This is a genomic window from Mucilaginibacter gossypii (genome assembly GCF_017569325.2).
GTDB lineage: Bacteria > Bacteroidota > Bacteroidia > Sphingobacteriales > Sphingobacteriaceae > Mucilaginibacter > Mucilaginibacter gossypii.
Genome location: NZ_CP071878.2, coordinates 687,533 through 704,956 on the forward strand (window position 1 = coordinate 687,533; position 17,424 = coordinate 704,956).

The window sequence follows — 17,424 nt, forward strand, 5'->3', positions numbered from 1 at the left end:
ATAGGGTGGTTAAATTCAAATCATCATCAGGCGGTACTGCATATTATCGCTATGATCTTACAATTAAAGACTTTGATGAAAAAGTATTACCGATAACGTCTTGTTACTGGGGACAGCGCAAGCTTTATACAGCGGGCAAATTTGAAACTCTTCATCTGTTTTAAGCCTCGGAACTGTAATAGACAAACCAAATTCTTTGCAACGACAATCAATCACACCAGCCAATAACAACTGGTCAACCGGATCCTTCATCTATCATATGTCAAATTCATCTCATTCGGAAATTATCGACTTGTTGGACCGGGCCAACAGGGGAGGTATCAAAGTCACGTATGGCAATGCGGAGCAGTTAAGTTTAAAAATAGCGCATGGATTAACCCCTGCAGGCGACCTGATCGATAAGTTAAAACTGAACAAAAAGGAAATCATCCGATATCTTGAACAGTTTCAACTTCAGCACAGTTTGTTCTCATCCCAGGAAACCGACACCCTGAGCAAGGACGGCAATTTATATTATGAAACTACCCCGATCCAGGATTATTGGCTGAATCATCTGAAAGACAAAGAATATAAAGAGAATGAAAGTACTCACGGCAATATCCTGCTGACTTATGAGGTCCGTGGAGCTTTGGATATGGCGCTTTTGAGTAAATCCATCTCAACAGTTGTTCATCGCCACGAAAGCCTGCACTCGACATTTCACCAAATCGGGAACAGATTTTACCTGAAGGTGGAGCAAGACCTCACACCTTATGAGCCAGAAGTAATTGACTTAAGGGAAAAGAAAAACCTTCTTGCCGGGTTGGAAGGGCTGGCGAAACTCGATGACAGGCCGCTGGTTTTATTGGGGGGAGCCCTGTTTTTTTCGCGGATCATTCAGCTATCGGCGGAGAGGTATATTATTTCTCTCAAATTGCATCACGTGATCGACGATACCTGGTCTGATGAGATTCTAATGAGTGAATTAACTTATTGTTATCATTGCTTCCAACGCCATAAACCAGTTGAATTAAAAACGCTAAGTTTTCAGTTCAAAGACTATTTATCGTTTGTTAACCGCGACCGTAAACAAAACCGGTTGAAGCATAAAGCCTACTGGGAGCGTTTATACCAGACGCTTCCCGGGCCACTGATACTCCCCGGAGCGGTGCGGCCGGGGAAGCGCCTGCAGAAGGACCGGCTGCTCGAAAGCCGCATCCTGGAGATCACTCCGGAAATCAGAGATCAAGTCCATCATCTGTCCAGACATTTTTCGACAACTGCCTTCGTCATATTGCAGGCGGCTTTAAAAGCGTTTATTTTTAATAAAACCCGCCAGCACGATATTTTAATAGGAACGATTATTTCCGGACGTGACCATCTGGAAACCCAGGGACAGATTGGCAGTTACGCCAGTACCGCTCTGATCAGAACGGTATTTGATCATGCGGATTCCTTTTCGGATGCTGTTTTTAAGGTCATAAAGTCCAATCAAGATTTGGCGGAATACAAAGCTTATTCCCTGACGGATCATATTAACAGCATGTTATTGCCTGGTCAGAATTATGATTCATTCTGGAAAATCAATGTCCTTTATTCCGATAAAAAAACTGGTTTTTATACCGATGGGAATGAAACCGAACGTTTAACACAAGACCTGAACTTGAGCTTTAAACCAATTTACCAGGAAACGCAACGGTTGATCCCGATAGATTTTATTCTGCGGTTTGTGAATTTCAAAGATAAACTGCTACTTAATTTTCAATACGATAGCAGCACCTATGACGATGCCTATGTTGACGGCTTATTACAGGACTATCACGATTATCTACACTTGGTTATAAGCGACGTCAATGGATGCTTATTAACTGATGCGGCAGCTTCATAATCACCTTTTACTTTTAATGCCGGCTTAATAACGGACGCTGTTCGTTATAACCGAACAGATCCAATTTTACCTACACATACTTACGAAAATCATGATCAAAACAATAGCCGATCGGAAGATTAAATTAAAATGGATGGGGGCTAACCCGGGGCAGACCAAAAAAGCCGCATTGCTAATCCCCCAGTTTAATGAAAGCAGGAACTGTAATTTTGTCAGTCGCCTGGAGTATTTTAATGAAGTTGCTGAAAAGTTCGGGAAGGAACTTGATGTCATACTGATCGATGACGGATCCACTGATAACAGCTTGACAGTCATGGAATCATTCCAACAGGAGTACAACGCTTCGTTTTACATCGCTTCCGTATACCCAAATGCCGATAAGGTGGGAGCTCTTTTTGTTACGACACTCTCTGTCAGCCATGAACTGATCATCTTATCCGATTTTGATACTGACATCCTGGGACTGGAGGATGTTATTTCCAGTTTGGACTTTTTCCAGAACGATCCTTCTTTAATGGGCGGATATTTCAGAATGCTGCCTTTTGAAGGCGAAGGTCCCGTATTTGACTTCCAACGGCTGGAGTATACCTTATTGAGGAGCCTTTACAAGTTTCAGGAAAAGGAAAGAAGTGTTTCTGTTATGCCCGGCGCGGGATCCTGTTATAAAAGAGAGATATTGATATCGATATATCACAATCATAGCGGGTTAAGAAGTGGTGAAGATCGGGAAGCTACTTTAATTGGGCTTAAATTAGGTTATAAAACATTTTACCTTGATCGCATCCTTACCCTGACCCGGCCCCCACTATCTCTTTCCGCACTTATCAAACAAAGGATCAGGTGGAATCTGGGTTATTTGGAAACTATCAATAAAGAAAAGAAGTATTATTGCACCCAAATCGCCAGGCTGAGCCGTGTGGGGTTAAGGACGGTCGGCGATTTTATAATAGTATTCTGTACGATCGCCCTGCCGGTACTGATTATATGGTTAAGTTTTATAAACCCGTTGTTTTCCCTTTGGCTATTTCTTGGCATTTACCTTGGTGGTATATGCTGGTCGTTAAACCTGCTGTTCATTTCCCCCGCAGAAAGCAGGGAATTGAAAGAAAAATTGACGCTGTCTATCCTGCTTTATCCTGCAATTAAACTAACGCTTGATTATCTTGCATGGACGGGGGCTATCCTGACTTTTATGAAAAAGCTGATTAGTAAGGACTACAAACTTCAGGGCCTGCCTGGCTAATGCCAGCCTGCCCCGCAGAAAAGGCTATTTGACCTCTATTTAATGTTTTGACCGAAGGCATTACACGCCGCCTAAAAAGATTCTTAGAAGGTGTTTGTCTTGATAATATATTACCCGGAAACCGAATGAAATTTGATATAGTTGGCGCGGAACCAGACTTAAGGCAATTGGTATACGCCGCTTTGGTGAACATCAGCGGAGCGGAACATGTGCTTTGTGATGAAGAGTCTGTATGGAAGTACGGTGCGGACATGACTGGAACTTTTCGGTTTGATTTTGATTTTGTTGTCAAGCCGGCAGACCCTCAGCAAATCGCCGCGATCGTCAATGTCTGTAACCGGTATGGTATTCCTATTACTCCGCGCGGGGGAGGCAGCGGCGTGACCGGAGGGGCATTACCCGTCAGAAGAGGAATAGTATTGTCGCTGGAAAGATTGAACAAAGTAATCTCCATAAAAGGGGAAGATGGTTATGCCATGGCTGAATCCGGTGTTTTAACGGCGGACCTTTGTGAACAGGTGGAAAATGCAGGCTATTATTTTCCGGTTTTTCCTTCGAGCGGCGGTTACTCGATGTTAGGTGGGAACGTTGCTGAAAATGCAGGAAGTATTAATTCCTGTAAATATGGAAATACTTCCAGATATGTCCTCAATCTGGAAGTAGTGCTCTCGTCAGGAGCAATCATATGGACGGGGTCAAATGTCAGAAAAGATGCTACCGGGTTCAATTTGACGCAGCTGTTTGTAGGAAGCGAAGGGCTTTTAGGTATTATTACCAAGGTTGTATACCGGATTATTTCCAAACCAGTGTTGCAACACTCAATGTTGGCAGGATTTACTACGCTTGAAGGAGCGATAAACGCTGTAAACGCGATCAGCAGTTCGGCATTGGAGCCCGCAGCTGTTGAACTGATCTGTGAAAATGCATTGCATATTACCGCCGACTATTTTTCCGGGGGGCTTCCGCTGATCAGCGCGCATATCAAAGCACATCTCGTGCTTGATTTTCATGAAGATCATTTTTTTAATATGGAAAACGCCCTGGAACAGGCCGCCACACTATTAGCCCGCTTTACAGCGGAAGATATCTTGCTGGCTGATTCAAAATCCCAACGAGATAAGATATGGAAGTTAAGGTTGGGCATTGGAGCGGCGTTGACAGCAAAAAAACGAAACTACAGGGATATAGACATTTGCGTGCCATTATCGGCTTTATTGGCTTATATACAGGAGGCAGAAAGTATTTGTAATAAATATGGTATAACTATGGCGTGTTTTGGTCATGCGCTGGATGGCAATCTGCACACCATGCTAATTACCGAGAACGGAACAGCAGGCGAGTGGCAATTAATTCAACAGGCCGCAAAGGAGATTTATTCATTTGCGATCGAACTGGGTGGAGTTATTTCCGGCGAACATGGGATAGGATTACTGCAAAAAGATTTTATGAAGTTACAGTTTTCTGAAGATCAGCTTGAAGTGATGCACGGAATTAAAAAGCTACTGGACCCTGCGGACATTCTGAACCCGGGGAAATTTTTGTAACCGGCTCAACAGCAAGACTGCTTAATGACTTCTTTTCCATGGGTTTTCTTGGACCCCAAATCGCGTAATGTATTCTGACACCACTTCTAGGGTAATATTCTTAAACTTTTTTAATATCAATGTATGAAAAGCACAACCACTACACAGGACTACAGCCGCTACGTGGCCGAGGACCATCATACCTGGGCTACTTTGAGCTCCAGGCAAAAAAAACTAAAAGACAACCAGATTTCTGAAGCCTACCTGGATGGTTTAAAAGTACTGCAAATGGACGATCAGCAAATCGTCCGCCTGGATGAAGTCAGTGAAAGACTGGAAGCACTTTCGGGATGGACATTGATCCCGGTAACGGGTTTAATGCCAACCAAAGAGTTCTTTTGCATGCTGATCAGTAAAAAATATCCCATAACGGTATCTATCCGGAAACCGTATGAGATAGATTTCAGCGAACAGCCGGACATTTACCACGATGTGTGCGGCCATCTGCCTTTGCTGACCAATAAGAAGTTTATCGAGTTTCTCACGTCTTACAGCATAATAGCGCTTAAGTATGTTAACAATGAGAAAGCGCTTGATATTTTGGGTAGGTTTTATTGGTTTACCTATGAAATGGGAATTATCAGAGAGAACGGTGTTTCCAAACCTTACGGCGGAGCAATTATCACATCGGCTGAAGAGATTGAAAATAGTAATAATCCGGCAGTTCCGAAACACGAGTTTGATCTTGATCATATATTCAGGACTACTTTTGATCCATATAAGCTTCAAAAAGAATACTTTGTCATAAATTCATTTGATGAATTGTTTGACAGCCTGGAGCACATCGAATCGAAATTAATTGAATACCTGTTGCTGCCTGAACAGGACCTTGTACTTCGGAATTTTGCACTGAACCCTTTTATCGGCAAAGACTTTAATAATGTGATTGGATTCCTCAACGACATTCAATTCAAATTCCCTAAAGCAATTTCTTTTGTAGCCGGCCAACCTGATGAGCGTTTTTTTGAAATTGAAGATAATATCTCCAGGTTCGGGTCCTATGTAACTCATATGATGGAAAGGACGGGACGTTCCAGGAAAGAGGTGGTCAATGGCATCGGCCAGTACAATAAAACAAAGGGGATAGTAAACGATATTTTATCGAAATACTTAAAAAAAGATGAGAATATAATTGTTAAAGAAGAAGATGTATTGGTGACGGTCGGGGCACAGGAAGCTTTCTCCATTATTGTTTCTACGATCTGCAACCGGGAGAATGACGTTATTCTGGCAGAAGATCCGGGATATATAGGCGTCAGTTCTTTTGCCAAGGTCTTTGACTATAATATCAAGGGTATCCGGGCGGATGAAGACGGTATCGATATCAAAGAGCTCAAAAATAAGATAATTGAGATTAACCGGTCAGGAAAAAAAGTCAAGTTACTTTACGTAATTCCGGATTATCAGAACCCGTCCGGCTTTTGTATGCCGATCGGCAACAGGATCCAACTGCTGGAAATGGCCCAACAATATAACTTTTTGATTATTGAGGACAGTGTTTATAACAGCTTTACCTACGCTCAAAAGAAAAATCCGACGTTAAAATCATTGGATAAATTCAATAAGGTCATTTATGTGGGCTCTTTTTCAAAATCTTTATTTCCGGGATTGAGGCTTGGACTTATTGCCGCCGGGCAGCTCATAGAAGATGAAAATGGAGATATCGTCGCGCTGGCAGATGAAATGGCTAAAGTCAAAGCGCAGTTAACCAACAACACCTCGACCATCAACCAGGCTATTCTTGGAGGGATTTTGTTAGATCAGGATTACAGCCTGAATGATTTTAGTAAACCCAAATTCGACAGTTATAAGGTAAAAAGAAATAAAATGGTCGATTCGCTGAATAAGTTTATTCGTTACGAGGATTGGGCAGAGGGCATAAGCTGGAATGAGCCGGATGGCGGATTTTTTATTAAAATGTGCCTGCCATTCGTTGTAGATAATGAATTGGTTTACGAAAGTGCGAGCAAATACAATGTTATCTTTTGCCCGATGTCCAATTTCTACAAAAACGGGGGGGGCGAAAATGAAATACGGCTAACGTTTTCTAATGTTTCTTTAAATGATATTGAAACGGGGGTTAGACAACTCGCCTTGTTTTTAAAAGCAAATATTGTTGGTGAGCAACTTGATTATACGCACAATCAGGTTTTGAATTACTAAGGAAGTCGTTTAAAGCAGATATTGAAAATTTATAGAAATGCAATAAAATCCGGTTTGATCTTCAAAGAAAAACCAGCAAGCTACGGATACTGAAAAAAAAATTAAATGTTTGAAACAAGATATGAAAGCAATTTTGGAAAGCTTCGATATAGATTATATTGAAATATATTCGGCAATGGCTAAATCAATGGCCTACTGGCATTCGGAGGCGTTGGGTTTTACACTTCAGGCACTGAAGAATGCAGAAACAGGTCACCCAGGTATTTCATCATATATGATGAAAAGTAGGGACATCAGGTTGGTCATCACATCTACTTATCCCTCGCAACATGCTGCTGACGGTGAAATTTCAGCTTTTATAAGCTCTAATTACTGCGGCGTTAAGCGGATAGCATTAAAGGTGCCCTCGGTTAAATTGATTTTTGAACATTGTATGGCAAATGGCGCTGTTCCAACTAAATTTCCCTGCATCCAGCAGGATGAATTTGGAAAGATCGAGGAAGCCGGAATCAAATTCTACGATCACAGTGAGCTGTTGTTTATTAGCAGAGAGCAATATGTAGGGGTGTTTAAGCCTGGTTATAAGCAGGTTACAACCTCTGTAGATGAAAAGGAGGAGGTGTTTACAAATATCGATCATGTGGCTAGCGAAGTGCGGATTAATGAAATGTCTTTTTGGACAAAATACTTAACCGATACTATTGGAACATCCCTCGTCCAGCGTATTAAAAAGAGCGCGGACAACAGGACTGGTATGATGCTTAACATCAACCAGTCCCATGATAAAAAATTAACATTGGTTATTGCAGAACCTGAAAGTTATTTAGGGAAATCAAAAGTACAGCAGAATATCGACGCGTTTGGGCCGGGGATCCACCATCTCGCATTTGCAACGGAAGATTTAATTCAAACCGCGGAACAGCTGCTTAAGAAAAATGTAGAGTTTGTGACCTTTCCTCCTGCTTATTATGATTTGTTAAGGACAAATGAGGATTTCAGGGAGATTGACATTGATATACTGCAAAAACTGAATATTTTATGCGACAAAGAAGGGGATACCTACTTGATGCAAAAATTTATTAAGCCCATTAGTGACAGGCCATTTTTTTTATATGAAATCGTACAGCGGGTTAACGGCTATAGTGGGTTTGCCCTGAAAAATATAAACATTTTGAAAAAAGCGGAAGAAATGGAAATAATGAGGACTGTGGAGTAAAAAAGCAGTTTATGTTTTTTCCAGGCATGTTTAAGTGGTATTTGAAAATTTAAATGTGTGATTTTTGCTTGTGCCTCATATAATTAATCGGTTGTCACTGGTTTGTCTATCGTTGCCTGCTGCCCTGGAATTCGTCCGTTGACCGGAAAATGCCCCGGTTGAATGTTGTTTCATTGTCATGATTTAGATCCCCTACTGTACAGAAATTCAATTTATCCATATCGGATCGCCTGGTCCAGCAAGAATTAACTACATCTGAATATCTTAAAACAAATTAGTAGAATGAAGAAGAAACATACCTACGTCCTTGGCGTCGGATTATCGCATGATGGATCCGCCTGCCTGCTCAAAGATGGAAAAATAGCCGTTGCCATAGAAAAGGAAAGACTTACAAGGGTGAAGCATGACGGCGGAAATGACACTGATGTCATTAAATATTGTCTCAAAGCCGAAGGGATTATCCTGGATGATATAGATCTGGTCGTGCAGAACGCCAATTATGGATCTTTCGAATTTGGTAATGATTATTACCGGGGCGAGAGGCTGTTTAATGACTCTGTTTCAGTTCCGGTACATACCATTTCCCACCATCTTGCCCACGCTTATAACGCACTCGGAACCTGCCCTTTCGAGGAAACCGATATCCTGGTTATTGACGGCTGTGGTAGTCTGTTTGATGAGTGCATTGATCTTCAGGGTGCAACGATACCCGAAAATGTTCCTTCTGATATACGTCATCTATTTGCGGAAAAAGATAGCTTTTACCACTATTCAGCAGATAAGTTTTCATCTGTCTATAAAGATTTTTCCCCTTTTGGCATGAGTTTGAAACATTATCCCATGCACCCCCCCACAACTTTGCATTCCATAGGTGGTCTTTACAGCGCGGTAAGCCTTTACTGTTTAAATGGATTTGACGATATCGGCAAATTAATGGGACTTGCACCGTTCGGAAAACCGGGCCAATTCAAAGCTCCCATTTTTGATTTAAAAGACGGCCGGGTCTTTGTAAGGTATGACTGGATGAAATCATTCAGGCAACCGTCCAGGGGCTATGAAAGGTTTAAAGCAGATTTTCAATATTATGCCGATATTGCTTATTGGGTTCAGAAAGAAGTTGAAAAAGCAATTCTATACGTCATTAAGAGCCGATCAGCACTTACTGGGTCAAAAAACCTTGCATACAGTGGCGGGGTTGCGCTAAATGCAGTTGCCAACGCCCACATTACTAAATTTACTGATTATAAAAATATTTATATAACCCCTTCCGCAGGTGATAACGGAATCGCAATTGGATGCGCGTACTATGGATGGCTGAATTTGCTTGGACGCGAGCGTAAGATACACGATGGAAGATCCTATTTCGGGAAATCCTATTCGAATGAAGAGGTAAAAAAAGAACTCGACGATTTTCTCCTTTTTGATAGCAGCGAGAGGATATTTATTATTAATAAAATACTTTCCGACCTGCTGGATAGCGATGCGCAGGGAACAACGCCATTTATGGGACTGGTTTTTCAACTGAATTTTGATGATATCCATAAATACGCTGTTAATTTCCGAAGCAATAAAGAATGTTTTCCCGGTATATTTCCTAACCCGGATTGTACCATTGACATGAGCAGTATTGATTTCATCAAATCAGTGAAATACGAAGGGTATCTCGAGCATGTGAAAATTCGAACCAGTAACCAGGAGCAATGCTATAAGTTTCTAAAATTCATCCGGGACTCCGGGCTTCTTGATCAGGGAGCTATAAACATGCTCAACGGTTTTGAAGAAAAAGCGCGTACCGGTTTTTTTGCTGATGAGGAACTATACCGCAAAGTTGCATCGTTATTAGCTGAGGGAAAAATTATCGGCTGGTTTCAGGACGGAAGCGAGTTCGGCCCCCGTGCTTTAGGCAACAGGAGTATTTTGGCAGACCCAAGAAAAGCCGATATCCAGAGGATTGTCAATTCCGACATCAAATTTAGAGAGGATTTCAGGCCTTTTGCGCCCTCTGTCTTAAGTGAGGACGTTTCACGGGTATTTGAATTTGAAGGCGACAGCCCTTACATGATCATGGTAGCACAAGTCAAGCCAGACTGGAAAGAGAAAATAAGAGGGGTTGTTCATCAGGATAATTCCAGTAGGATACAAACGGTTAAGCTCACGGATAACGAAAAATATTATCGATTAATAGCCGAATTTAAACGCCAAACGGGTATTCCGCTTTTATTAAATACCTCGTTTAACCGGAAAGGAATGCCGATCGTGGAAACTCCCGCTGAGGCTATTAATTTCTTTTTTGAGTGCGGTCTGGATTGCCTCGTAATGAACAATTACCTCGTCATAAAGAAAACACCTGCAGAAGCGCTGAAGCTAAAAGACCTCCTTTCCGCCTTTTATTAACATTTTCCCGGCTTTCCGCCTTTAAACTGCTTATGCTATTCTTAATTTCTGTAATCTAATTTTTTTAAAAATGATTTGGATTACAGAAATTTTGCTACATTTGTAGTGTACTATTTAACTAATACACTAATTAAGTATGATGGTAATCGAAAATATGAACTTTAGTTACAGCAATAGTGTAAAGCTGTTTGAGTGTCTCAATCTTAATTTGGAAGCTGGCCATGTATACGGGCTGCTAGGTAAAAATGGCGCCGGCAAATCAACGTTGTTAAAGAATATGACAGGTCTCGCATTTCCGCAGCAGGGAAGATGCTTACTTAACAACCGCGATGTGACGAAGCGATCGGCAGAAGTGTTGGAGGAGGTTTTTTTTCTGAGTGAGGACATCTGGGTACCGTCATTGTCAAGCGCAGAATTCGGCCACGTAACAGGCTTGTTTTATCCGAAATATGACCAGCAATTTTTTTTAAAATATCTGGAGGTTCTCGACGTGAATCCACGCCTTCAAATGGACACCCTTTCTTACGGGCAACAGAAAAAAGTCATGATTGCCTTTGGATTGGCGACTAATACCTCCCTGCTGTTAATGGATGAGCCAACTAACGGCCTGGACATCTCTTCAAAGGTTCAATTTCGTAAATTAATTGCATCAGCCCTTACGGAGGACCGTTGTGTGGTCATGTCCACTCATCAGGTGCGGGATCTGGAAAGTTTGATCGATACGCTCCTGATACTTCACGGCAGGGAAATTACGATAAATATGTCCATCGAAAGCATAACTGAAAAGCTATATTTTGAAACGTTACAGGGCCTGCCAGGTGGCCCTATCTTATACGAAGAAAAAAATTTAAGAGGACGTAAGGTGATCAGTCGGAACCGCGATGGAAAATACAGCCATATTGATTTGGAGTTGCTGTTCAATGCTGTCACCAGTAATTCTGAATTGGTTTTGGAAGCTTTAAAATCAACAATATGAGAAATTTTAGGATCGATCGGTTTTTAAAGCTTTTCGCAAAGTATAACCGGGAACACTATAAAGAATACCTAATGTCTTTTATGGTTTTACTGGGCGTGTTAATGGGCGGCGCTGGTGTGTTGGTTTTTATCAGCCACGTACCGCTGGGTAATAATATGCAGATTTCAGCTTTTGCCATTGTTCTGTTTTTATCAGGTACCCTATTTACCAGTAACATTTTTTCGGAATTAAGCAGCAAACAAAAAGCAGTCGCATTTTTAACCTTGCCAGCCTCTCACCTGGAGAAGTTTATCATAAGGTGGCTATATAGTTATGTTTTTTTTCCCATAATGTATGTAGCCGGATTTTATGTCGTTATGCTGATTTTATCGAATTTGGATTTAAAAGGCCATGGTTACTTTGACCTGGTTAATATCTTTAAATTAAAGGAAATTACCTATATCATTTTTTCGGGTTATACAGTCTTACATGCGATGGCCTTATTTGGCGCGGTTTATTTCAGTAAAGCCCATTTTGTAAAGTCTGCCTTTGTTTTTTTTATAACGGTTATAACGTTAATCCTGGTAAACAGATTCGCCATGGAGTTGGTTACGGGACGTCCGCTTTTTTCCGCCATACCATTTGGTCCGTTGAATTTTGAAGAGAATAAAAGTAACGTGTCTCTTCATTTGAATCAGGGATTGATGATAAAGTTCGCTGTTCTGCCTTTGGTAGTAGCTGTTTTACTTTGGATTGGGGCATATCTCAGGTTTTTAGAAAAAGAAATTTAAGCATGGCAATTGAGTTTAGCAGTAGTGAATCGATTTATATTCAGATAGCTGACTATATAAGCGATAAGATCCTATTGGGAGAGTGGACGACGGATGAAAAAATCTCTTCGGTCAGGGAGCTCGCGATTGAACTGGAGGTAAATCCTAATACGGTGAACCGCTCTTATGAGTTTTTGCAACATCAGGAGGTTATATATACAAAACGCGGGCTCGGTTTTTTTGTCGCACCTAAAGGGAAGGAAAATATTAAAAGCTATAAAAGAAGGCAATTCTTTGAAAAGGACCTGCCGGGATTTTACCGCAACCTTCTTTTATTGGAAATTGACATCCTGGAAATTGAAGCGGGTTTTCAACAATACAAACTGCTCAATAAAGGGTCAAATAAATAAGATATGAAAAATAGTAATTACGTTTTTTGGGCAACGGTTTTATTGATATTGATTGCCTTGATCATATATGATTATTTGATTTACCTGGTTTATTTACAACATCATATAGCTGTAAATAGTGCCCGATAAACATGTTCGCCTACTGCGAAGGAGAACAAATGACACCAGAAAATAGGTAAAGAACAGCGCAGGCTGAAAACTATCATGTAGGTTTTTAGCGACAAATGAAGTAACGGTTATAATGATAATACTATGAAATTAATAATTGATTCAATCGGAAAAACCTACAACAATGGCGTGCATGCTTTGAAAAATATCTCGCTTATCCTGCATAACGGAATGTTTGGCCTCCTGGGGCCTAATGGCGCGGGCAAGTCTTCTCTGATGAGGACCCTGGCTACGCTTCAGGCTGCTGACTCGGGCAGTATTTTCCTTGATAACCTGAACGTTTTAGAACAAAAGACAGAAGTTCGTCAACTGCTGGGGTATCTACCTCAGGACTTTGGTGTATATCCCAAGATATCCGCGGTAGAAATGCTGGACCATGTGGCGCGCTTGAAGGGTATCAGGAATTCTAAGGAGCGGGCTGAACTGGTTGCCGAATTGTTGGATTGTGTTAATCTTACTAAAGATAAGCACAAGGGCCTGGGTACTTATTCGGGAGGAATGAAACAGCGGTTTGGAATCGCCCAGGCATTGATAGGTGACCCTAAACTTATCATAGTAGATGAACCTACCGCCGGGCTTGATCCCGCTGAACGAAACAGGTTCTATAATTTGTTAAGCCAGCTGGGGGAGAAGACAATTGTTATTTTGTCCACCCATATTGTAGAGGATGTAAGTACGCTTTGTTCAAATTTTGCTATTATTTATAAAGGGGAGGTGCTTTATACCGGAACACCTGACCAGGCCATAAAATCGATGGACGGCCAGATATTCAGCAGGGAAATAGCTCAGCATGAACTGGATTTTTACCATAAAAACTTTCGGGTTATCTCGACAAATCTTAAAGGCGGAAGGCTTTTTATCAGAATCCAAAGTAAAGTCTACCCAGGTAACGATTTCTACCCGGTTATCACAAGCCTGGAGGATGTTTACTTTCATCACATCGGGAATAAAGTAACAGACAACACTTTTCGGTTAAATTAATTAGATATGTTTCAGCAGATTCTTTTACTCGAAATCAAACACTGGTTGAAGCAACCGGTTGTGTACATCTATTTCGCGGCCTCTCTCTTATTTGCGCTGTTCTCCTTCACTTTTGGGTTTCTTCCCGTAAAAGAAAAAGAATTTTACAACTCGCCGGATATACTCGCGACTTACCTGGCGATAGCCAGCATGCTGCTGATGTTGATTTCATCTTCACTCATGGGCAGCGCCATCTTCCGTGATATTCGGTACAATACCAAGAGCTATTATATCGCCTATCCCATAACTAAATCCGGATACTTCTGGGGCCGGTTCCTGGGATCTTTTATATTTGTCGTGTTAATTTGTCTGGCATTGCCACTTGGTGCTTTTGCGGGGACCTATCTCGGGCCGTTGACAGGCCATTCAGGAATTCATTATGGCCCCAATTACTGGATGTATTATTTACAGCCGGTATTCGTGATCGCGCTCCCGAATGTTTTTTTTACTTCTGCCTTGTTTTTTGGCCTGGTTGCTGTAACCAGGAACATTAAAGTCATTTACAGTGGCGGGGTCCTGTTATTGTTGGGTTATATGATCTCCGGCTTTGTTCTTTCCCACTCGCCTTGTCAAACCATAATTAATCTTACAGATCCGTTTGCTATTAATGCATTGAAGTATCAGACGGCTACCTTGCCGGTTACCCTGTTGAATACTTCCCTGACCAAAATGGAGGGAGGTTTCTTGTTCAATCGCCTGATGTGGTTAAGTATAGGAACACTTTCGCTAATCATTGTTTATCTGAATTTTAACTTTGAGCATTTCTTTAAGACCGCTTACAATAAAAAAAAGCAGAATGGCGCTGAAGATTCAATCGGTAAAGCCTATAGGTCGGTCCGCCCTGACTTTAAATCGGGGTATTCAAATGATACCCTGATTGCTCTGGTCAGGCTGGAATTAAAAAATATAATAAGAGATAATTATTTTTGGATTATTGTCGGCGGTGGGGTAATTTTCATGGGCTTCGTGTTCTGGCTGGGGTCTCAGAATTACGGGACGCCGGACCTTCCGCGAACAGTTATGCTCGTAGGTATCTTTAATGACACCTTTTTGTCTGTTCTGTTTTTGATTATTCTCTTTTACACCGGCGAAATTTTAAATCATGAGAAATTATCGGGGTTTTCCCGTATCGGGGACAGTCTGCCTCCTTCGGATGGTGTTTTAAATATGGCTAAGGTTCTCACTGTCTGTGTGCTGGGAGTTTTTTTGTGCGTAGTGCCCATTGTCGTCGCAGTATTTATTCAACTTATCAAAGGTTACCATTTATTCAGCTGGCCGGTTTATACTACGGAAGTATTATTCGTCATTTTTCCCAAAGTATCTGCGATGGTCATGCTTTCTTATACAGTTCATATATTGGCGAACAATAAATTTGCAGGCCATGGGGTTGGTATCCTGATCTGGATATCACTATATATTTTGGTTTTTTCGGGGACCATTGACAATCACTTATTGCTGTATTCTTATACCCCTATTGTGCGTTTTTCAGATTTTGACGGCATAGGGCCGATGTTAGGCCCGGTTATTTGGTTCGATTTGTACTGGATGCTGTTTGGAGGTATTTTGCTTACGGTTGCAAGTTTGTTCTTTAATCGGGGTAATTTCAGCTTTGCCAGAGAACGGATAAAATTAGCCGCCGCCCGTATAACACCGCGCACTTTTTTTTTCATCGTTATACTGCTCGTTGCCTTTGTTGCCACGGGAGGCTTTATTTATTACAATATCAGTTATGTTAACAATTATCTTACACCAGGTGAAAAAGAGGAACGTGCTGCATTGTATGAAAGGACGTTGAAAAGATATGCGTTTCTGGCGCTTCCAGATGTGGTCGCGGTAAGGCTAAACGCTGACCTATATCCTCAACAGCAACTGACCAGGACGAAAGCCTGGTTAACACTGGTCAACAAACGCACTGTTCCGGTTACAGATTTATTGATGGATGCGGAAAGCCTGGACTCTTTTTATCTAAAGATAAATGGTAAAATAATTCCTTATACTTCGCCATTGATTTATCCGCGGGGCAAATTTAATTTGTTCAGGGCCAGGTTCGACACAGCTGCCTACAGGTTGTACCATATGGAAAATCCGATTCAGCCGGGTGATTCGCTGGAGGTAGAGGTTGGCGCTGAAACCCATTCAAAAGGTTTCCGGAACGACTTCGACCCGGAAAAGATGCTCTTCGATGGAATGGCTTTTAATGGCGGACTGCCTGCTTTGGGTTACAATCCGGGTAAAGAATTGCGGCAAAATGATAAAAGGCTAAAATACGGGTTGCCAGTAATTCAAAAGATGGTGAAGGCGGGGGCACAGCGACAGGCGTTGCTGTCGGGGGACAGCACTCATCTGCAGCCGATGGACTTGACCATCAGCACGATCGCTGGGCAGGATGTAATAGCACCCGGAAAAATACAAAAAGAATGGAATAGCCGCGGCCGGACTTATTTTCATTATGTCAAACAAACTCGGAATTTATGTTTGCCTTTATCGATAATTTCGGGACATTATGCCGTTGTTCGTGAGCGTGTAAAGCTGGCGGCTTCGCGCGGGGTTAACCTGACTTTATATTTTAACGCGGTTAACGGAAATAATATCGATAAAATGATGTCGGCTTACCGCGACGGTCTGCTCTACTTTTCATCCGCATTTGGAGATTTTATGTCAGAGGATATGCGTGTAGCGGAAACATCTTCTCACAGTCCGGGCACGACCTCTTTTCCCGGACTAAATTCGATTTCGGAAAACCTGGGGTGGAACGCTGATTTTAGAGATCCGGATAAGATGGATTATTGTTATTGGATTGCTGCCAGGCAACTCGCCGGGCAATGGTGGGAAAATGAGGTTGCTTCCGATAATCACGCCGGGTCACCTGTTATTTCTGAAGGACTTTCCAGTTATGCCGCCCTGATGCTTACCAAAAAGAAATATGGGCAACAACACGTTCGGAGTTTTCTGAACTATGAATTGCAAACCTATTTGTCTGCTAGGGCGAACGCCCTGGACGCGCAAAAACCACTGGTAGCTGCAGATCAATGGTATGTATGGGATAATAAAGCCTGTTTGGCGTTATATGGTCTGCAGGATCTGATTGGCGAAAAAAAAATGAACGCCGCTTTACATGAGTTCAGGGATCACTACCTACTGGCAACGGAGCCGTCCATTGGTGGCAACCGAGATCTTTACCGGATCATAAACAAATACGTCCCAGATTCCTTAAAGTACTTTTTGGACGATTGCTGGAATAAAGTCGCTTATTATGACAATAAGGTTATCTATGCAAAGGCTGAGCGGTCTGGTGGTACGAACGACTACCTAGTCAGCCTTACTATCAGCACTGGCAAAACATATGCTGATGCTCGGGGAAAGGAAGTTCAGGTTGCTGGCATGAATGACTACATCGACCTCGGAATATTTGCTGCTGAAACACGAAATAAGCAGGGACTTATTCAAAGTCATCCGATTTACTTTAAGAAATACCGATTTACTCCAGGATTACATTACCTGCATATCCGCGTAAAGGGCCTGCCGTGTATAGCTGGCATTGACCCATACGGAAAACTCATCGACCGGCTTCCTGATGATAACGTAAGGAAACTGTAAGACAACCTGAGTTCCCGCAGAAAATAGCAAAATCATCT

General features: G+C 41.9%; 11 protein-coding genes. All 11 read left to right on the forward strand.

Annotated elements, in window-relative coordinates; all coding sequences use genetic code 11:
* The first annotated feature begins 259 nt into the window (after positions 1–259).
* The 11 genes from J3L18_RS02990 (at position 260) to J3L18_RS03040 (ending at position 17,386) form a co-directional block, all read left to right on the forward strand.
* Positions 260–1,867 carry a condensation domain-containing protein gene (locus J3L18_RS02990; protein ID WP_129568936.1) on the forward strand — a complete coding sequence of 536 codons (1,608 nt, stop codon included), beginning with the start codon at positions 260–262 and terminating at the stop codon, positions 1,865–1,867.
* Between the two features lie 91 nt (positions 1,868–1,958).
* On the forward strand, positions 1,959–3,110 hold the full coding sequence (locus J3L18_RS02995) for a glycosyltransferase family 2 protein (RefSeq protein WP_129568935.1): 1,152 nt from the start codon (positions 1,959–1,961) through the stop codon (positions 3,108–3,110).
* Between the two features lie 125 nt (positions 3,111–3,235).
* Complete coding sequence (locus tag J3L18_RS03000) at positions 3,236–4,654, forward strand: FAD-binding oxidoreductase (RefSeq protein WP_129568934.1); 1,419 nt, start codon at positions 3,236–3,238, stop codon at positions 4,652–4,654.
* A gap of 123 nt (positions 4,655–4,777) precedes the next feature.
* A complete protein-coding gene (locus tag J3L18_RS03005) occupies positions 4,778–6,856 on the forward strand; it encodes an aminotransferase class I/II-fold pyridoxal phosphate-dependent enzyme (RefSeq protein ID WP_129568933.1) in 2,079 nt (692 codons plus the stop codon).
* Between the two features lie 121 nt (positions 6,857–6,977).
* Entirely contained in the window at positions 6,978–8,072 is a 1,095-nt protein-coding gene (locus J3L18_RS03010) for a VOC family protein (protein ID WP_129568932.1), read from the forward strand.
* 282 nt (positions 8,073–8,354) lie between these two features.
* On the forward strand, positions 8,355–10,466 hold the full coding sequence (locus J3L18_RS03015) for a carbamoyltransferase family protein (RefSeq protein WP_129568931.1): 2,112 nt from the start codon (positions 8,355–8,357) through the stop codon (positions 10,464–10,466).
* A gap of 136 nt (positions 10,467–10,602) precedes the next feature.
* Positions 10,603–11,442, forward strand: a complete 840-nt coding sequence (locus J3L18_RS03020; protein ID WP_129568930.1) for an ATP-binding cassette domain-containing protein — start codon at positions 10,603–10,605, stop codon at positions 11,440–11,442.
* A complete protein-coding gene (locus J3L18_RS03025; protein WP_129568929.1) occupies positions 11,439–12,212 on the forward strand; it encodes a hypothetical protein in 774 nt (257 codons plus the stop codon). The genes J3L18_RS03020 and J3L18_RS03025 overlap by 4 nt, the downstream gene beginning before the upstream one ends.
* 2 nt (positions 12,213–12,214) lie before the next feature.
* Positions 12,215–12,601: a GntR family transcriptional regulator gene (locus J3L18_RS03030; RefSeq protein WP_223266141.1), complete on the forward strand. Its 387-nt coding sequence runs from the start codon at positions 12,215–12,217 to the stop codon at positions 12,599–12,601.
* A 252-nt stretch (positions 12,602–12,853) separates the two neighbouring features.
* Positions 12,854–13,750 (forward strand): ABC transporter ATP-binding protein, encoded by an 897-nt coding sequence (locus J3L18_RS03035; protein WP_129568928.1) that lies wholly within the window; start codon positions 12,854–12,856, stop codon positions 13,748–13,750.
* 6 nt (positions 13,751–13,756) lie between these two features.
* Positions 13,757–17,386, forward strand: a complete 3,630-nt coding sequence (locus tag J3L18_RS03040; protein WP_129568927.1) for an ABC transporter permease/M1 family aminopeptidase — start codon at positions 13,757–13,759, stop codon at positions 17,384–17,386.
* Positions 17,387–17,424: the final 38 nt, after the last annotated feature.